General features: G+C 65.8%; 15 protein-coding genes. 10 read left to right on the forward strand and 5 right to left on the reverse strand.

Annotation, left to right across the window (positions count from 1 at the left end; translation table 11 throughout):
- Positions 1-193 precede the first annotated feature (193 nt).
- The 5 genes from A5756_RS17210 to A5756_RS17230 all read left to right on the forward strand — a co-directional run bounded on the left by A5756_RS17210 (position 194) and on the right by A5756_RS17230 (position 4,812).
- Positions 194-367, forward strand: a complete 174-nt coding sequence (locus tag A5756_RS17210; RefSeq protein WP_066954818.1) for a CsbD family protein — start codon at positions 194-196, stop codon at positions 365-367.
- 23 nt (positions 368-390) lie between these two features.
- Positions 391-1,071 (forward strand): cutinase family protein, encoded by a 681-nt coding sequence (locus A5756_RS17215; protein ID WP_082959057.1) that lies wholly within the window; start codon positions 391-393, stop codon positions 1,069-1,071.
- A 27-nt stretch (positions 1,072-1,098) separates the two neighbouring features.
- A complete protein-coding gene (locus A5756_RS17220) occupies positions 1,099-2,082 on the forward strand; it encodes an NAD-dependent epimerase/dehydratase family protein (protein WP_066954819.1) in 984 nt (327 codons plus the stop codon).
- Between the two features lie 150 nt (positions 2,083-2,232).
- Positions 2,233-3,636, forward strand: coding sequence for a wax ester/triacylglycerol synthase family O-acyltransferase (locus A5756_RS17225; RefSeq protein WP_066954822.1), 1,404 nt, complete (start codon positions 2,233-2,235; stop codon positions 3,634-3,636).
- A 12-nt stretch (positions 3,637-3,648) separates the two neighbouring features.
- On the forward strand, positions 3,649-4,812 hold the full coding sequence (locus tag A5756_RS17230) for a zinc-binding dehydrogenase (RefSeq protein WP_066954825.1): 1,164 nt from the start codon (positions 3,649-3,651) through the stop codon (positions 4,810-4,812).
- Here the strand turns inward: A5756_RS17230 and A5756_RS17235 are convergent.
- A complete protein-coding gene (locus tag A5756_RS17235) occupies positions 4,796-5,182 on the reverse strand; it encodes a PPOX class F420-dependent oxidoreductase (RefSeq protein ID WP_066954828.1) in 387 nt (128 codons plus the stop codon). The two genes, A5756_RS17230 and A5756_RS17235, sit on opposite strands and share 17 nt — an antisense overlap.
- Positions 5,183-5,336: 154 nt before the next feature.
- On the opposite strand from A5756_RS17235, the gene A5756_RS17240 reads away from it, so the two are divergent.
- Positions 5,337-5,873 (forward strand): TetR/AcrR family transcriptional regulator, encoded by a 537-nt coding sequence (locus tag A5756_RS17240; protein ID WP_066954972.1) that lies wholly within the window; start codon positions 5,337-5,339, stop codon positions 5,871-5,873.
- Between the two features lie 6 nt (positions 5,874-5,879).
- On the opposite strand, the gene A5756_RS17245 is transcribed toward A5756_RS17240, so the two are convergent.
- Positions 5,880-7,082 (reverse strand): cytochrome P450, encoded by a 1,203-nt coding sequence (locus tag A5756_RS17245; RefSeq protein WP_066954830.1) that lies wholly within the window; start codon positions 7,080-7,082, stop codon positions 5,880-5,882.
- A gap of 109 nt (positions 7,083-7,191) precedes the next feature.
- Here A5756_RS17245 and A5756_RS17250 point away from each other — a divergent pair, with 109 nt between their 5' ends.
- From A5756_RS17250 to A5756_RS17260, 3 genes are all read left to right on the forward strand, one after another.
- Complete coding sequence (locus tag A5756_RS17250) at positions 7,192-7,821, forward strand: cysteine hydrolase family protein (RefSeq protein ID WP_066954833.1); 630 nt, start codon at positions 7,192-7,194, stop codon at positions 7,819-7,821.
- Positions 7,822-7,894: 73 nt separating this feature from the next.
- Positions 7,895-9,199 carry a diaminopimelate decarboxylase gene (locus A5756_RS17255; protein WP_066954835.1) on the forward strand — a complete coding sequence of 435 codons (1,305 nt, stop codon included), beginning with the start codon at positions 7,895-7,897 and terminating at the stop codon, positions 9,197-9,199.
- Positions 9,196-9,954, forward strand: coding sequence for a rhomboid-like protein (locus A5756_RS17260; protein WP_066954838.1), 759 nt, complete (start codon positions 9,196-9,198; stop codon positions 9,952-9,954). The genes A5756_RS17255 and A5756_RS17260 overlap by 4 nt, the downstream gene beginning before the upstream one ends.
- On the opposite strand, the gene A5756_RS17265 is transcribed toward A5756_RS17260, so the two are convergent.
- Together A5756_RS17265 and ligD are read right to left on the reverse strand one after the other, a co-directional pair.
- Positions 9,951-11,993, reverse strand: coding sequence for a glycoside hydrolase family 172 protein (locus A5756_RS17265; RefSeq protein ID WP_066954841.1), 2,043 nt, complete (start codon positions 11,991-11,993; stop codon positions 9,951-9,953). The genes A5756_RS17260 and A5756_RS17265 overlap by 4 nt on opposite strands.
- A gap of 1,580 nt (positions 11,994-13,573) precedes the next feature.
- A complete protein-coding gene (ligD, locus tag A5756_RS17270; protein WP_066954844.1) occupies positions 13,574-14,614 on the reverse strand; it encodes a non-homologous end-joining DNA ligase in 1,041 nt (346 codons plus the stop codon).
- A gap of 26 nt (positions 14,615-14,640) precedes the next feature.
- Between ligD and A5756_RS17275 the strand changes: the two genes are divergently transcribed.
- Positions 14,641-15,711, forward strand: a complete 1,071-nt coding sequence (locus A5756_RS17275) for an ATP-dependent DNA ligase (protein WP_066954847.1) — start codon at positions 14,641-14,643, stop codon at positions 15,709-15,711.
- A gap of 88 nt (positions 15,712-15,799) precedes the next feature.
- On the opposite strand, the gene usfY is transcribed toward A5756_RS17275, so the two are convergent.
- Positions 15,800-16,180, reverse strand: coding sequence for a protein UsfY (gene usfY, locus A5756_RS17280; RefSeq protein WP_231989146.1), 381 nt, complete (start codon positions 16,178-16,180; stop codon positions 15,800-15,802).
- Positions 16,181-16,223: the final 43 nt, after the last annotated feature.

The following is a 16,223-nucleotide window of genomic DNA, read 5'->3' on the forward strand; positions in this document are numbered from 1 at the left end:
GCTCCGGGGCGGGCGGGGGAGCCGTCGGCGAATCGTTCAGATACCTGCGCAGCCGAAGCAACTGGTTGACCACCATGCCGACGCCCAGCAGCATCAGCCCCACCACTATTGCGACCACGATTGCGGCGCTCACGCCCTCCATGATGGCAGGACGGGGTTTTAACCTCGCCCATTGCTGGGTAGCCACACCGGCATGAGTAACGAGGACAAGCTGAAGAACAAGATCGAAGACCTGGGCGGGCGGGCCAAAGAGGCCGTCGGCAAGGCGACCGGAGACCACGACACCAGGGACGAGGGCCGGGCCGACCAGGCGAAGTCCAGCCTCAAGGACGCGGGCGAGAAGGTGAAAGACGCGTTCAAGAAGTGAGCGGGCTTTCCGCGCTGCGCCGGCTGCCGGCGCTCGTTGGACTGGCGGCGCTGGTAGCCGGCGCCCTGGTGTCCAGCGCGCCCAGCCCATCGGCGTCCGCGGAACCGTGTCCCGATGTCGAGGTGGTGTTCGCCCGCGGGTCGGGCGAGCCGCCCGGCATCGGCGGCATCGGCGGGTCGTTCGTGGACGCGCTGCGCTCGCAGATCGGCTCGCGGTCGCTCGGGGTGTATGCGGTGAATTACCCCGCCAGCACGGACTTTTCGGCTCCCGACTTCCCGCAGACGGTGGTCGACGGCATCCGTGACGCCAGTTCGCACGTCGAAGCCACCGCCAAGAACTGCCCCAACACCCGCGAGGTGCTCGGCGGGTACTCGCAGGGCGCCGCCCTGGCCGGGTATGTCACCTCGGCGGCCGTGCCGCCGGGGGTGCCCGCGTCGGCCGTGCCCCCGCCCATGCCGACCGATGTCGCCAACCATGTCGCCGCGGTCACCCTATTCGGAACGCCGTCGGGCGACTTCCTGCAGAAGTACCACGCTCCGCCGCTGGCCATCGGCCCCCTGTATCAGCCGAAGACCATCGAGCTGTGCGCCCAGGGCGACCCGGTGTGCGGCAGCGGCAACGGCGACGACTTCGCCGCGCACACTTCCTACGGGATGAACGGCATGACGGGCCAGGCCGCCAACTTCGCCTCCAGTCACCTGTAGCCCGGAAGGCCCTGCAAAGATCGCAGCATGCGCGTTCTGATCACAGGCGGTACGGGATTCGTCGGCGGCTGGACGGCTAAAGCCATCGCGGACGCGGGGCACTCGATCCGATTTCTGGTGCGCAACCCCGGCAAGCTGGAGACTACGGTGGCCAAGCTGGGCGTCGACGTGTCCGACTTCGCCGTCGCCGACATCACCGATCGGATAGCGGTGCGCAAGGCGCTGGACGGTTGTGAAGCCGTCGTGCACAGCGCCGCCCTGGTCGCCACCGACCCGCGCCAGACGACGGAAATGCTCACCACCAACATGCAGGGCGCCCAGAACGTCCTCGGCCAGTCGGTCGAGCTGGGCCTGGACCCGATCGTCCACGTGTCCAGTTTCAGCGCGCTCTTTCACGCCGGCCTCGAAGAGCTGTCGGCGGACCTGCCGGTCGTCGGCGGGGCGGACGGCTACGGGACTTCCAAGGCGCAGGTCGAGATCTATGCCCGCGGTCTGCAGGATGCCGGCGCGCCGGTGGACATCACCTACCCGGGCATGGTCATCGGTCCGCCGGTGGGTGACCAGTTCGGCGAGGCCGGCGAAGGCGTCAAGGCCGCCCTGCAGATGCATGTGATCCCGGGGCGGAGCGGGGCCTGGTTGATCGTCGATGTGCGCGATTTGGCCGCGTTGCATGCGGCCCTGCTGGAGCCCGGCCGCGGGCCGCGCCGGTACATGGCTGGCGGCCACCGCGTTCCGGCGGCGGAGTTGGCAAAGATGCTCGGCGAGGTGTCCGGGTCTGCGATGGTCTCGGTTCCGATTCCCGACACCGCGCTGCGCGTCGCTGGGGCGGTAATGGATCGCGCCAGCCGGTTCGTACCCTTCGATACGCCCTTCACATGGGCCGGGATGCAGTACTACACGCAGATGCCGGCGTCCGATGATTCCCCCAGCGAGCGCGAACTCGGCATCACCTACCGCGATCCGCAAGAGACTCTGGCTGACACATTCGAAGCCCTTCGCGCCGTGAGCTGAGCGGGGCGCGGCGCTCAGCTGAAGGACTAACGACTGCCGTAAACGGGGTCCTAATGCCCTCGCCGGCCGTGGTCGGCGGAGAGACCATCGCCGTATCGATTCGAGTCATGCGCGCCCGGGCAGGGTCGGACTGCGGATTGGAGGTACGGCATGACCAAACCCATTCCACCCCTGGATCTTTCATGGCTGTTGATCGAGTCGCCAGCCGGTACTACGCACGTCGGCGCCATGCTGTTGTTCAAGAAGCCGGCCGGCCGCGCGCCGATAGTGCGCGAGATCGTGAAGGCGTATCGAGCGTGCGCGCCGGCACCGCCCTTCAACTACGTTCCGGAGTTGCTCGGTCGGGGTGCGCCCCATTTCCGAGAGGTGACGCAGTGGGACCCCAACTACCACGTCGGACACCTGGCCCTGCCCGCACGCTCCTCCTACGACGATCTGCTGCGGCTCGTCGCGGATCTGCACGAGCCACAACTCGACCGTAACCGGCCGCTATTTCGGTGCTGGGTGATCGATGGAGTGCCGGACGGTATGTTCGCGATCTACACGAAGACCCATCACTCGATCATCGACGGCGAATCCGGCCTCAAGCTGCTTTACGCCGGGCTGAGCACGACCGGGGAGCGCACCGTCCCGACGCCCGCCTTCGCGCTGGGCGCGCCGGAACCCACACCACACCCTCCGACACCCCTCACGTCGCGGATCACCGATTCGATTCGCGCTACCCTCACGCAGGTCGAGGCGCTCAGCCAGATTTCGGTCGGCGCGCTGCGCAAGCTCTTCGCGACTATGGTCCGATCACATCTGGAGGGCAGTCTGCCGTTCGGGGCGCAACACGCCCCGACCAACGCCCCGCTGCAGATTGGGCGAAGCTTCGCGACGCTTTCCTTGCCGCTCGAAGAGATGCATGAGGTCGGGCGGCGCCTCGGGGCGACCCTGAATGACGTGGCTGTCACGGTCATCGATGCCGGACTGCACGCCTACCTACGCGAGACGGGCCAAGCCTTCGCGCACCCTTTCATTGCGATGTGTCCGGTGTCGTTGCGCGGCGGCCGGGACACGACGATCGGCACGCGAGTATCGGCCGTGTTTCCGCGACTCGGAGAGCCCGGAGCGAGCATGCCGGAACGGATCCACCAAGTGGTGGACTCGGTCGCCGCGTGCAAAAAGGAGCTCAGCCGCATGTCCAGCGAGGCGGCACTCACCTATGCGGCCGGGCTCGTGGCGCTCGCCGGCCTGGGTTCATCCACGCACCTGGACCGGGTCGCGCACCCGGCGTGCAACCTCGTAATTTCCAACGTGGCGGGCGCAGCGGAGATCAAATACCTCAACGGTGCGCGCCTCCTCGGCATCTACCCGGTTTCCGCCCTCGCGGCCTCGATCGGACTCAACGCCACCTTCGCGTCCTACCACGACAGCATGGACTTCGGTTTCATCGCCAACGCCGCGGCGCTCGGTGACCTACCGCGCCTCGCCCGGTGCGCCCGACGGGCCTACGGAGAGCTGAAAGAGGCGGCGGGACTGCAACCGGAGGGTTCCAAGTCGGCCACCGTGTAGGAGGATCGACGGATGAAGAGCGTCACGTGCACCAACGCAAAACTCGAAGTGGTGGACCTGCCCGCACCGACACCGGGCAAAGGCCAGTTGCTGATCGACGTCCTCCGATGTGGCATCTGCGGATCGGACCTGCACGCGCGCCGGCACTGCGACGAACTCGCCGACGTGATGGCCGAGTCGGGATATGACGCGTTCATGCGATCGGATCAGCAGGTGGTGTTCGGTCATGAATTCTGCGGTGAGGTAATCGATTACGGTCCCGGCACCCGCAAGGCCCCGCGGCCCGGCACCCCGGTCGTCGCCCTGCCGCTGCTGCGGCGCGGCAAGGAGGTGCACGGGATCGGGTTGTCGACCATGGCGCCGGGCGCCTACGCCGAGCAGCTTCTGGTCGAGCAGTCGCTGACGTTCGCCGTTCCGAACGGACTGTCCCCCGACGTCGCCGCGTTGACCGAGCCGATGGCCGTCGGGTGGCACGCCGTTCGGCGCGGCGAGGTGGGCAAGGGGGACGTCGCCATCGTCATCGGCTGCGGGCCAATCGGTCTCGCGATTATTTGCATGCTCAAGGCGCATGGGGTGCGCACCGTCGTCGCGAGCGACTTCTCGGCGGGCCGCCGGGCGCTCGCGACGGCCTGCCGTGCCGATATCGTCGTCGACCCCGCACAGGACTCGCCCTACGAGACCGAGGCCGGCCGTAAGCATCTGCAAGGCATCCTCGAGGCGTTCGACCTCGCGGTCGGCACGATCGAGAAGCTACAAAGGCTGCGGCTGCCGTGGTGGCACGTGTGGCGCGCCGCGGAAGCGGCCGGCGCGGCCACCCCCAAGCATCCCGTCATCTTCGAATGCGTCGGCGTCCCGGGCATCATCGACGACATCATCTCCAGCGCGCCGCTGTTCTCGCGCGTCGTCGTCGTCGGAGTCTGCATGGGTGCCGACCGCATTCGGCCGGCCATGGCGATCAACAAAGAAATCGACCTGCGGTTCGTGCTCGGCTACACGCCACTGGAGTTCCGCGACACCCTGCATATGCTCGCCGACGGCAAGGTCGACGTCGCACCGCTGATCACCGGGACGGTCGGGTTGTCCGGCGTTGACGCCGCTTTCGAGGCACTCGGTGACCCCGAGGCGCACGCGAAGATCCTGATCGACCCGAAGAGCGACGCTAAGCGGCCGGCGTGATCTCTAGCCCCACGTGCACCTTGTCGACGCCGCCGCGCACGATCGAGTGCGCATAAAACCACCACGCGTGGTACCAGTATCGCTTGAGCACGGCGTTGTACACCCGCCGCGTCTCCGACTTCGGCAGGACCCGCGCGATCGCTTCGACCGGCTCGCTCTTCGGCTTGCCCAGGGATCCGCTCCTCGCGATCGTCACCCGCGGCGTGTTGTTGATCCGCCTGACCTTCCACGACCCGTCGTCGGTGATGACCAGGAGCTTCTCCCCCTCGGGCACACCCCAGATCGCCGTCGGTTTCGGGCGACCGTCCCTGGTAAAGGTGGTCAGCAGCAGGTATTTGGATGCGATGACGTCTTTGAAGCTTGGAGCCACGATTTTTCCTTCACTTTTTGAACTGTCCGGATGACAATTCCCCGGCCACCGATTCCCTAATCATGGACTTGGCCTGCGCTCGCCCGCCGTGTTGATTTTTGGCGATCGCCCAAATTAGGGTCCGTTGATGGCCAGGGACTCCACGACGCGCGACATGTTGATCGACGCGACGGTCCGGATCATGGTCGACGAGGGTTACGCCGCGGCGACGTCGCGCCGGGTGGCGGCCGAAGCCGGCGTCAAACCCGCCCTGGTGCACTACTACTTCCCGACCATGGACGATCTCTACCTCAACGTCTTCCGGCGCGGCGCTGCCGCCTATCTGGAACGCCAACGGCGGGCGCTGGCATCCGACCGCCCCCTGCATGCCTTCTGGGACACGCTCATCGAGCCGAAGGACACCCGCCTGCTGCTGGAGTTCATGGGTCTCGCCAACCACCGCAAGGAAATCAGGGCCGAGATCGCGGCCTGGTTCCAGCGCTGGCGCGAGATGCAGACCACCGCCCTGAATTTCATCGTCCGCGAACACGGCCTGGACACAGGCGATTTCCCGCCCGCCGGCCTCGCGGTAATCATCGCCGCGGTCGGCCGCATGCTCATCCTGGAGCAGGCGCTGGGCGCCACGACCGGCCACTCGGAGGCCGTCGCGCTGGTGAGCCGGATCGTCGACCGGTTCGAAATGCCGAGTTAATCCGTTTCAGGGCAATGTGACCCGCAGCCGCTCCCAGCCACGCACGGTCGATGTCGAGGCCAGTTGCGCCGTGTCGTAGTCGATGCCCCATTCCGGCCAGCGGTTGAGAATCTCGTCCAGCGCAACGCGACCCTCGAGGCGGGCCAGGTTGGCGCCAAGGCAGTAGTGCACACCCTTCCCGAACGTGATGTGCGAGATGTTGTCGCGGCGGACGTTGTAGGTGTCGGGATCGGTGTAGCGGCGGTGGTCGCGGTTGGCGGCGCCGAACAGCAGCAGCATGGCGCTGCCGGCGGGAACCGTCGTGCCGTAACACTCGAAATCCCTTGCCATCCAACGCGCGACGTGCGGCCCCGTCGGTTCGAATCGCAATGTCTCGTCGACGGTACGGGTCAACAGTGACCGATTGTCATAGACGACGCGCCGCTGTTCGGGATGCTCGGCGAGCACCTTGGCCAGCCAGCCGATCAGCCGGCCGGTCGTCTCATTGCCCGCCCCGGCCACCACCTGCGTGTAGTGCAGCACCTCCTTGCGCGTCAGCTTTCGGTGCGCCCCGTGCTCATCGTCGAACTCGACGTTGAGCAGCGTCGTCATCAGGTCATCGGAAGGGTTCTTGGACCGCCATTCCACGTAGTCGGCGTAGATCCGGCCGTCGGCGATCGAATCGGCGTCGGCAACCTTCAGCGGTGCGCCCGGCTTGGTGCGCAGGTTGGCGTCATTGGCGTCGCGCACCGAGACTTGTTCGGATTCAGGGATTCCCAACAGCATCCCGATCACCCGCATCGGCATCATCGAGGCCAGCTCCGCGATGATGTCGAAGCCTTGCGAGCCGACGAGCGGGTCCAGGCACCGCACGCAGTATTGCCGAATCTGGTCCTCGAGGGCGGCCATCCGGCGCGGCGTGAACACGCGCGCCATCAGGCCGCGCAGCCTGGTGTGCTCGGGCGGATCCTGGAACATCATGACGCCGCCGGGCATGTCGAATTTCGACTGGATGAGCTCCAAAATGTCACTGCGCTTGTTGGAGAACGTCTCCCAGTTGGCCAGCGCCCGCTCGACGTCGGAATGCCGGGACAGCGCCCAGAAGTCATAGCGCTCGTTGTAGTAGATCGGTGCCTCGTCGCGCAGCCGCGCGTAGGTCGGATACGGGTCGGCGTTGATGTCCACGTCGTAGGGGTCGTAGTAGACGTCCGTGTCGCTGGCGACGGTCATCGATGCTTCACCTCCACACCGTTTGGGCGATCGCCCAAATTTGCGGCGAACCCATGTCTAGCAGCAGGTAGACCGGGCAGTCAAGACGCCGGAGAGGGATGATGTCCGCGTGACATTTGGCCAGGACACCACCGGGCTGGTGGTGATCGATCCGTACAACGACTTCATCTCCCCCGGCGGCAAGGTGTGGGACCGCCTGAAGAACGTCATCGAGAGCAACGACTGCGTCACGCACATGAGGCAGGTGCTCGACGCCGCGCGGACCGCGAACATCCGCGTGTTCTACGCGCTGCATCGCCGATACCGCCCCGGCGACTACGAGACGTGGAAATACATCGCCCCCGTCCAGAAGGCGGCGTGGTCGCGCAGGACCTTCGAGTTCGGCACCTGGGGTGGTGAGCTTCGCGACGGGTTCGAACCGCAACCCGGCGATATCGTCGCCCATGAGCATTGGTGTTCAAGTGGTTTCGCCAATACCGATTTGGACCTGCAGCTCAAGCGGCACGGCATTCATCGGCTCATCGTCATGGGGCTGATCGCCCACACCTGCCTCGAGGCCACGGTGCGGTACGGCGCGGAGCTTGGTTACGAGGTCACCGTGGTGCGCGACGCAACCGCGGACTATTCGGACGTCGAGATGCGCGCCGCGCTCGAGGTGAACATCCCGAACTACGCGACCGCGATCCTGCCGGCGAGCGAGGTGATCGCCTCGATCACGGCCAGTGTTCCGGATCTGTGAAGATTTACCGCCCGGGTGTGAAGGCTTCGTTAAGAAGGCGGCACGCCCGCGGCCGGACCGGCACCGTGGATGTATGACGCTCTTCGAGCTGCTTCCGTCGGTGAGGCACGGGCTGAACCCGCACCTCGACCGCGCGGTCTGGCCGCTCAGCGCGTACGTCGACGACCTGGGCCGATTGTGCGTCGGGGACGTCGCCGCCGACGATATCGCCGCCGAGTACGGCACCCCCACCTACGTGGTGGACGAGGAGGATTTTCGCGCCCGCATCCGCTGCTATCGCGCGACGCTCCCCGATGCCGAGCTGATTTACGGCGGCAAGGCGCTGTTGAGCGTGGACGTGGCCCGCTGGGCCGCCGACGAAGGGGCCGGCGTGAAGGTGTGCTCGGCCGCCGAGCTGGCCACCGCGCTGGCTGCCGACGTCCCGCCCTCGCGGATCGTGCTGGCCGGCGCGAAGACCGCGACTGAACTCGGTGACGCGATCGCGGCCGGCGTCGGGCGGATCGTGATCGACTCACCCAGCGAGATCTCGCTGCTCGCCTGCCGGGCGCGGCACCGTCAGCGCGTCCTGGTGCGGGTCATTCCCGACGTCGGGACGCCCGACCAAAAATTCGGCTTCGCCCTGGCGGGGGGCCAGGCTGCGCTCAGGCGTGTCGTGGACCAGCCGTCGCTCGACTTGGTGGGGCTGCACTGCCAACTCGGGGCGCACATCACCGACGCCTCGCTGTACGGTGCGGCTATCCGGCAGACGATCGGCGTGATGGCCGCGGTCCGCGAGCACCATCAGGTCGTCCTCACTGAGCTCAATCTCGGCGGCGGTCACGCGATCCCATACCGTTCGGGCGACCCGGAACTCAACCTGCGGTCACTCGGGGCCACCGTGGATGCCGCGTTGGAATCCGCTTGCGCGGAGCACGGATTCCCGCGGCCGAAGATCGCGATCGAGCCCGGCCGGGCGATCGCCGCACGCGCCGGGGTGACCCTGTGCCGGGTCACCGCTGTGAAGCGGCAGCCGGGCGGGCATACCTTCATCGCGGTGGACGACGGCCCGGCCGACAACCCGCGGAGTTTGGGCCTGAAATACACGGTGGCACTGGCGAACCGCCACCGCCCGACCGCCAGCGCACCCGTCACCGTGGTGGGCCGGAATGGACACGGTGACGAGATCGCCCGCGACGTCGAGCTGCCCGCGGACATCCACCCCGGCGATCTGCTGGCGGTGGCCTGCACCGGCGCCTATCAGCACTCGACGGTATCGAGCCCCAGTCTGGTGGGCCGGCCGCCGCTGGTCGCGGTCTCCGGCGGCCGCTCTCGCGAGCTGGTGCGCCGGGAGACCGTGGCCGACCTGCTGGCCCGCGACCGCGGTTGGAACGGCCAATGACGTCGCCCGGCACGAACGTTCGCGCACGCGCCGACCGCTTGCGTGTCACGGTGGCGTACGCCGTCCTGTTGCTCGCGGTCTCCGTCACCCTGACGGCCATGGGTGCGCGCACCCGCGCCTCGGTCGTGAGCGAAATGAGCACCAACCTGCACAACCTGGCGCACGGCCACCTGGCCGCCCTGGTCGGTAGCGCATTCGTCAGCGACGGGGGCGACGTCTATCTCTGGTTGCCGGGGCTGGTGTGCCTCCTGGCGCTGGGCGAACTCATCTGGCGCGGTCGGGGCTTGCTGATCACCTTTGCCGTCGGCCACATCGGCGCCACCTTGATCCTCGCGGTAGGGCTGGTCGCCGCGGTGGAGACGGGATGGTTGCCGTTCTCGGTCGCGCGAGCCACCGATGTCGGGATCAGCTACGGCGCGGTGTGCGTGCTGGGCGCCCTGACCGCATCGATACCGTTGCGCTGGCGTCCGGCCTGGATCGGTTGGTGGCTCGGCATCGGGTTGGTGGCCACGTTTAATGCGGACTTCACCGCGTTCGGTCACGTTCTGGCGCTACTCCTTGGCATGGGCTTGTCGTTCCGGTTGCCGTCGATGGCGCGCTGGACGCCCGTGCACGCGGCCTTGCTGACCGTCGGCGCCGCGTTCGGGTTCTTCGTGCTGTCGGGATGCTCGTCGTTGATGGCTCCCGTCGGCGGGTTGACGGGTGTCGTGATGGCCCTGCTCGCCAACCGGGTGGTGCGGTCGGCCGCGGTCTAATCGGTTGAGCCGGTCAGCGTCTCGATCTGATAGCGGCTGGCCGTCCACGGCGGGGAGTCTTGTGTGGGCGTGAGGGTGATCGCCAGCTGCGCTTTGCCCGCGGTTATCGATTGCGGCAAGAGGTACGTGTCGTCGAGCCAGCGATGAAAGCCGTTGCTGCGCGGCTGCAGCCAATTCCCGACGGGAACGCCATCGATGGTGACGTCCGCCGACTGGAAGCCGTCCGCCTGATCCGACGTGCGGCGCAGCGCGATGCCGCGGTTGTCCGGGTCGGTCTCGAGGTGGAACGTGACCGCGGCGTTGGTGGCGCGGACCGACCCGATCACCGGATGGGTGTCGTCGGCCCCTTCATATTCGCTGACCAGCAGCTGATCGGCGCCGTCAATGTCGGCGTAGCCGTGCAGGAGTCGACTGACCGGGTCGCCCGGGCGAACGTCGTCGCCAGGCGTAAGAGTGTCATTCGGCTGCGTGTAGAGGAAAGCTGTTGAGCTGTAGTCGGGTTGAACCATGTTCCGTTTACCGTGCTCGATGCCGAAGCGGATCGCGGAATGGTAATCGATGGCGTCGGCGAGCATGAGTCGATAAACGGCGACACAGTAGTCGGCGCAGCCGGCGGTGGCCGTGCGCCGGTCGGGTTGCCCGGTGAGCGGGTCGCTGAAGCGGGTGCCATCCTTGAAATACCAACCGCCCTCGTAGAGGTCCTCGGTACCGGTGCCATACCACTGGGGCGACCCGGCGCCGTCCGTGTAGACGCGCTCGGCCCCTTCGAGAAAGTAAGGGGCGGCGTCACTGAACGCGGTCCTGATTCGAGAACCGCGGATGGTGTGGCTGACGCCGACGAATTTCCCGTGGCCCTGCTCGTCGGCGAACAACCAGTCCTGACCGACGACCGTCGGCCCGGAATGCGAGCGAGCGGTGAAGTAGCCGGCGCGACCGCTGGCCAGCGCGGCCGCCCATTGGGCATCGGGGGCGGTGGTCACGTCGCTGTCGATTCCGGCTACCGGGTGGTCGGTGGTGTTCACAATCGTGATGCGGGCCGCGTGGGCGAAAGGCATGGGCCACCATGCGGACAACGACAGCGGTCCCCCGGGCTGCTGGACCACCGCGAACATCAGGGACCGCACGGTGTTGGCACCCAGCCCGGCGCCGAAGAACTCCCCGAGCGGCGAGTCGACCAGGGTGCGGCCGTCGAAGTCCATTCGCAGCCGCAAGCCGCTCAGCAGTTGGTCCGCCGGTTCGGGCAGTTGCAGCCGTAACGCCGAGATGGTGCCCGCGCCGGCCGATTCCGCGATGGTCATCTCGGCCCCGGCCGGGACCTCGACGACCCGGTTGTCGTGAACCGCCGCAGCCGCAGACGGTTTGGGGTCGACGGCGCCCGCGGCGCGCAGCATCGCGAGCACGTCGAGCGCGGGGTCGGAGGGCGAGAAAGTCGACACGCCCATGGCGCTCGAGAATTGTCGATAGTCGACGTGGTAGTACTCGAGATTCGACGCGACGCTGATCCGCATCGACTGTCGGTAGGGCATCGGCACCTTGATGTACACACCACCCGGCGACTGCGCCGCATTCGCAACGAGCGGCCACTCGAACGGCGCACCCAACGCACCGTCGACCACCGATTGCAGGGGAGCGTCGATCACCGTTCGTCCGTCCAGTTCGACGCGGATGTTCCCGAGCCGGGTCACCTTGCCGCCGTCGCGGGTGAGCCAGATCGAATCCACCTCGCCGGCACCGCGATCCTCCGCGATGACGCAGCCGGCACCGCCCGAGGTCAAACATCCTCCGGTGCCGTTGCGATTACCGGTGGAGAGGTCGAAATCACCGCCGCTGCGGTCGAAACTGGAAAGCTGCAGGGCCTGCGTGTCGGTGCGCAGATACGGCAACCGGTCGAGCCGTCGATAGGTGTCCCAGCCGACCAGCCGGTCGCCGGCGTCATTACCGATCGGCGTCGCGAGCGCCGCGCCCGCAGCGGTAATACTGACCGGCACCGAGAGCGCAAAAGCTAGCGTTGCGCACCACGCACGAAGAGCCACCGGCATAGCGAAGAAGCCTACTTTTCTCGGTCGGGTTGACCGGATTTGGAATCTAATCAGGCCGGTGCCGTGGGACACGAAAGATCACTCTGGCATGAAATGCATTCACCGTGTTGGCACTTGAGAGAAGAGCGGACCGAGATTGGCGCGAGCGTATACACCGGCGCGGTGTGGTCGTCCAGACAGCCTACCGAGTTGGTCGGCAGGATTGCAATGGGCACAGCGAATGCGGGGATCGCCGACAATCGGCAGCGCTGCAGGGGACCCCAGAGTCCGTATCTCGGTTCCCCCGAGCATGTTTCGCATCGCCCTGCATTGTTGGAAATGTAGGTCGGATCGCGCGCTATTCCCTATCTTATGCCGCGCCCCGCCCCTGCGGAAGATTTTGGAAAATGAATGCAAATCAGGCTCGCAGTCGCCATCATGGACGCATCCGCCGGCCGCGTTGCCGACGACTATGCCGCGCTTTCAATCAGTTGAAGTAGGCCGCCGCAAATTTAGTAAATCCCATAGCATTCCGCATTGCACTCACGTAACATAACTCCCCTCGGGCGTACATCTCTCCTCTAACGGATGGAGTGGTTCATGTCTCGTATGAAGTACAAGGTTGTCCTCGGGCTGATTCTGGCCGCCACCGCGTTAACATCCTCGGGTTGCACGGTGCCGCTTGTGATCGACTGCAGCACTGCAGCCACTGGAGTTACCTGCACGCCATAGGGGCCGTTCGGCCTTCGAGGGGTGCGCTGCTGGCACGCTTTCCTTGGTAAGACCCACTTTTGGGCCCACCTAGTGCTCGGCGTGCCAGTTAGCGCACCGGCTCTCGTCGTAGTGCTCGAGATGAGACTGCCTGCACGCCAAGCACTTATCTGAGCAGCGAGTCGCACGCTTCGTTCGCGCGCGCCGGTGACGAAAGTGTATCGCGCGATCCGGGCGGTCGTTGTGCGCTTTAATGCACGTCGGCACAGCCGCATCGAATCCGTTGCCGCCGAATGCCTGATACTCCTGGTGCGCTGCCCTATGTGGCCGCCCCACTAACCAGTGCGGACATCACGGTGACCCGGATCCTTAAGTCGTTGCGGCACAGGGACCTTCGATACCGGAATCGATGGCCGTGGTCTTACAACCTATCGACCGCTAGGGGACCAGGAATTCGCAAATTCGTTTAATCCCATAGTATTCCGGATTGTACTCACGTAATATAACTCGTCTCGGGCGTAACATTTCTCCTCGGATGGATGGAGTGGTTCATGTCTCGTATGAAGTACAAGGTTGTCCTCGGCCTGGCCCTCGCCTTCACCGCATTGACGAGCTCCGGCTGCACGGTGCCTACCTTCTCGTGCAGCGGTGGAGCGACCGGAATCACCTGTACGCCATAGGCCGTCGGGGTTGCGCTACTGGCACGCTCTACTTTGCAGGTCCGCCTTCGGCCATAGGGCGTGCCAGTCAGCGCACCGATGTCCGTCAGGGTTCCTTTAGCGTGCCCGTCGACTAGGCGCCGCGCCGGCGTCACTGTGACAAATCGCCGCACGCCCTGTGGCACAACGAAATCGCGGCTGCGCAGTGCTCGGCGCCCGTGGGCCGAAGCTCTATTGCTTCCCTTTGCCGTTCTTCTTCAAGTCCGTATCCCGGCTGGGCTGAACGCGTTTCGGTTCTCCGGGCATTTTCGGGTAGTTCGGCGGATACGGCATATCGCCGAGGCCGCGTTCTTCGTCGGCGTCAGCGATCGCCAGTAGGGGCGCGATCGACTGCGCCACGTCATTCATTGCGGCCCAGGGGTCTTGGCGGCCCTTCACTAGATCGGGAACCGTTGTGATGGTGTAGTCGTCTGGTTCCGCGCCGGCCAGTTGGTCCCATGTCAGCGGCGTCGACACTGTCGCGATCGGGGTGGGGCGTACCGAGTACGCGGATGCCATGGTGCGATCCCGGGCGTTCTGATTGAAGTCGATGAAAATACGCTCACCGCGTTGTTCTTTCCACCACGCAGTGGTGACGGCCTCAGGCGCGCGTCGCTCTACTTCACGGGCCAGCGCGATGCCGGCTCGGCGTACCTCGATGAAATCCCAGTCGGTGGCGATCCGAAGGAAGACGTGGATCCCGCGCCCGCCGGATGTCTTGGGATATCCCACCAGACCGAGCTCGTCGAGCAGTGGTCGCAACACGTCAACCGCGACCTCGCGCGCCTGCTCGAAGGCGACGCCCGGCTGCGGATCCAGGTCGATGCGCAACTCGTCGGGATGGTCGGTATCCGGGCAGCGCACCTGCCACGGGTGCAAGGTGATGGTGCCCATCTGTGCCGCCCAGACGATGGCGGAGGGGTGCGTCACCTTCAGCGCGTCGGCGGTGCGTCCAGACGGGAACGTCACCCGGCAGGTCTGCAGATAGTCGGGGTGATGCTGCGGGACCCGCTTCTGGTAAATCTCCTCACCGTCGATGCCATCCGGGAAGCGCTGCAGATGAGTGGGCCGGTCACGGAGCGCGTCGAGCATCGGACCACCAGCCACGGCGAGGTAATACTCGACCAGCCGCCGCTTGGTGCCTTTCGAGCCCAACTTGGGGAAATAAACTTTGTCCGGATTGGTCAGGCGAACCGCAATACCGTCGACGTCGAGCTCTTCTGCAGCGGCCATACCAAAGATTCCAGCACAATCGGCGTATGGACTTACCCGTCATGCCCCCGGTGTCGCCGATGCTTGCCAAATCGGTGCGGTCGATCCCGCCCGATGCGTCATACGAACCGAAATGGGACGGATTCAGGTCCATCTGCTTCCGTGACCGCGACGAAGTGGAGCTGGGCAGCCGCAACGAACGGCCCATGACGCGCTATTTCCCCGAGTTGGTGGCCGCGGTCCGCGCGGAGCTGCCCGAGCGTTGCGTGATCGACGGGGAGATCGTCATCGCAACCGACCACGGCCTGGACTTCGAGGCACTACAACAGCGCATCCACCCAGCAGATTCGCGGGTGCGGATGCTCGCCGAGGCGACACCGGCGTCCTTCATCGCATTCGACTTGCTCGCCCTGGGCGACGAAGACTACCTGCGGCGACCATTCAGCGAGCGGCGCGCCGCCCTCGTCGATGCCGTGGCGGACTCGGGGCCTTCGATCCATGTCACTCCGGCCACCACCGATGTTGAGGTTGCGCGGCGCTGGTTCGACGAATTCGAGGGGGCCGGCCTCGACGGTGTGATCGCCAAGCCGCTGACCGTCACCTATCAGCCCGACAAGCGCGTCATGTTCAAGATCAAGCACGAGCGGACCGCCGACTGCGTGGTCGCCGGCTACCGCGTGCACAAGTCCGGCGGAGACGCCATCGGCTCGCTGCTGCTCGGGCTCTACCAAGAGGATGGTCAGCTCGCGTCCGTCGGGGTGATCGGCGCCTTTCCAATGGCCGAACGACGGCGCCTGTTCACCGAGCTGCAGCCGCTCGTCACCGGTTTCGAGGACCACCCGTGGAATTGGGCTGCCCATGAGGCCGGCGAACGGACGCCGCGCAAGAACGAATTCTCGCGCTGGAACGCCGGAAAGGATCTTTCGTTCGTGCCGCTGCGTCCGGAGCGCGTTGTCGAGGTTCGCTACGACCACATGGAAGGCCGGCGCTTTCGTCACACCGCGCAGTTCAACCGGTGGCGCCCGGACCGCGAGCCGCGCTCGTGTACATACGAACAACTCGAACAGCCGGTCACCTTCAGCCTCGGCGACATCGTGCCCGGTTTGGGATCGAGCTAGAAAAGCGGCGGCTGGTTAGGCAGGAAAAGACGACCGCGCCGTCAGCTGGACTTCGCTGATCGCTTTTATGAGCGCGATGCACCCGCGATCAGCACTTTTGCTGCACGCCTGACACATCCAATTCGCTTAATTCCCTTGCCAATTCGCCGATCATTTCTGAGCCGTCGGCGCGCTGGCGTCGCGGGCGTCGCCGTAGTCGATATACCTGCTCGTCGATCCGAGCCACACGGCGACGCTCCACAACGCACCACAGCGCTCCGGCGATGGTTCCCAGTCCGGCGACCAATCCCGTCGTGGCGAGCCATTCGTAATGTCCGTAGGCCGCGACCGCCGCAGTGCTTATCATCCCGGATACCCCGATAGCTAGCAGGATGAGCCCCGGCCATAAGAGGTTGTCCTTCATCGTCATGCCGGCGTGCGGTTGCGTGGTCCGGAAATGATCAGTTGGATCGTGATGCCTGTCTCCCATCATCCTCTCCCTTGGTCGTCGGACGAGTGGCGGCATTCGTTAC

Source organism: Mycobacterium sp. 852002-53434_SCH5985345 (assembly GCF_001667155.1).
In the GTDB taxonomy this organism is placed as follows: Bacteria; Actinomycetota; Actinomycetes; order Mycobacteriales; family Mycobacteriaceae; genus Mycobacterium.

Excerpts from the sequence above, each read along its gene's own strand:
- A5756_RS17210 (WP_066954818.1), top strand. The coding sequence starts at position 194 with ATGAGTAACGAGGACAAGCTGAAGAACAAGATCGAAGACCTGGGCGGG.
- A5756_RS17220 (WP_066954819.1), top strand. The coding sequence starts at position 1,099 with ATGCGCGTTCTGATCACAGGCGGTACGGGATTCGTCGGCGGCTGGACG.
- A5756_RS17225 (WP_066954822.1), top strand. The coding sequence starts at position 2,233 with ATGACCAAACCCATTCCACCCCTGGATCTTTCATGGCTGTTGATCGAG.
- A5756_RS17230 (WP_066954825.1), top strand. The coding sequence starts at position 3,649 with ATGAAGAGCGTCACGTGCACCAACGCAAAACTCGAAGTGGTGGACCTG.
- A5756_RS17240 (WP_066954972.1), top strand. The coding sequence starts at position 5,337 with ATGTTGATCGACGCGACGGTCCGGATCATGGTCGACGAGGGTTACGCC.
- A5756_RS17245 (WP_066954830.1), bottom strand. The coding sequence starts at position 7,082 with ATGACCGTCGCCAGCGACACGGACGTCTACTACGACCCCTACGACGTG.
- A5756_RS17255 (WP_066954835.1), top strand. The coding sequence starts at position 7,895 with ATGACGCTCTTCGAGCTGCTTCCGTCGGTGAGGCACGGGCTGAACCCG.
- A5756_RS17260 (WP_066954838.1), top strand. The coding sequence starts at position 9,196 with ATGACGTCGCCCGGCACGAACGTTCGCGCACGCGCCGACCGCTTGCGT.
- A5756_RS17265 (WP_066954841.1), bottom strand. The coding sequence starts at position 11,993 with ATGCCGGTGGCTCTTCGTGCGTGGTGCGCAACGCTAGCTTTTGCGCTC.
- ligD (WP_066954844.1), bottom strand. The coding sequence starts at position 14,614 with ATGGCCGCTGCAGAAGAGCTCGACGTCGACGGTATTGCGGTTCGCCTG.
- A5756_RS17275 (WP_066954847.1), top strand. The coding sequence starts at position 14,641 with ATGGACTTACCCGTCATGCCCCCGGTGTCGCCGATGCTTGCCAAATCG.
- usfY (WP_231989146.1), bottom strand. The coding sequence starts at position 16,180 with ATGGGAGACAGGCATCACGATCCAACTGATCATTTCCGGACCACGCAA.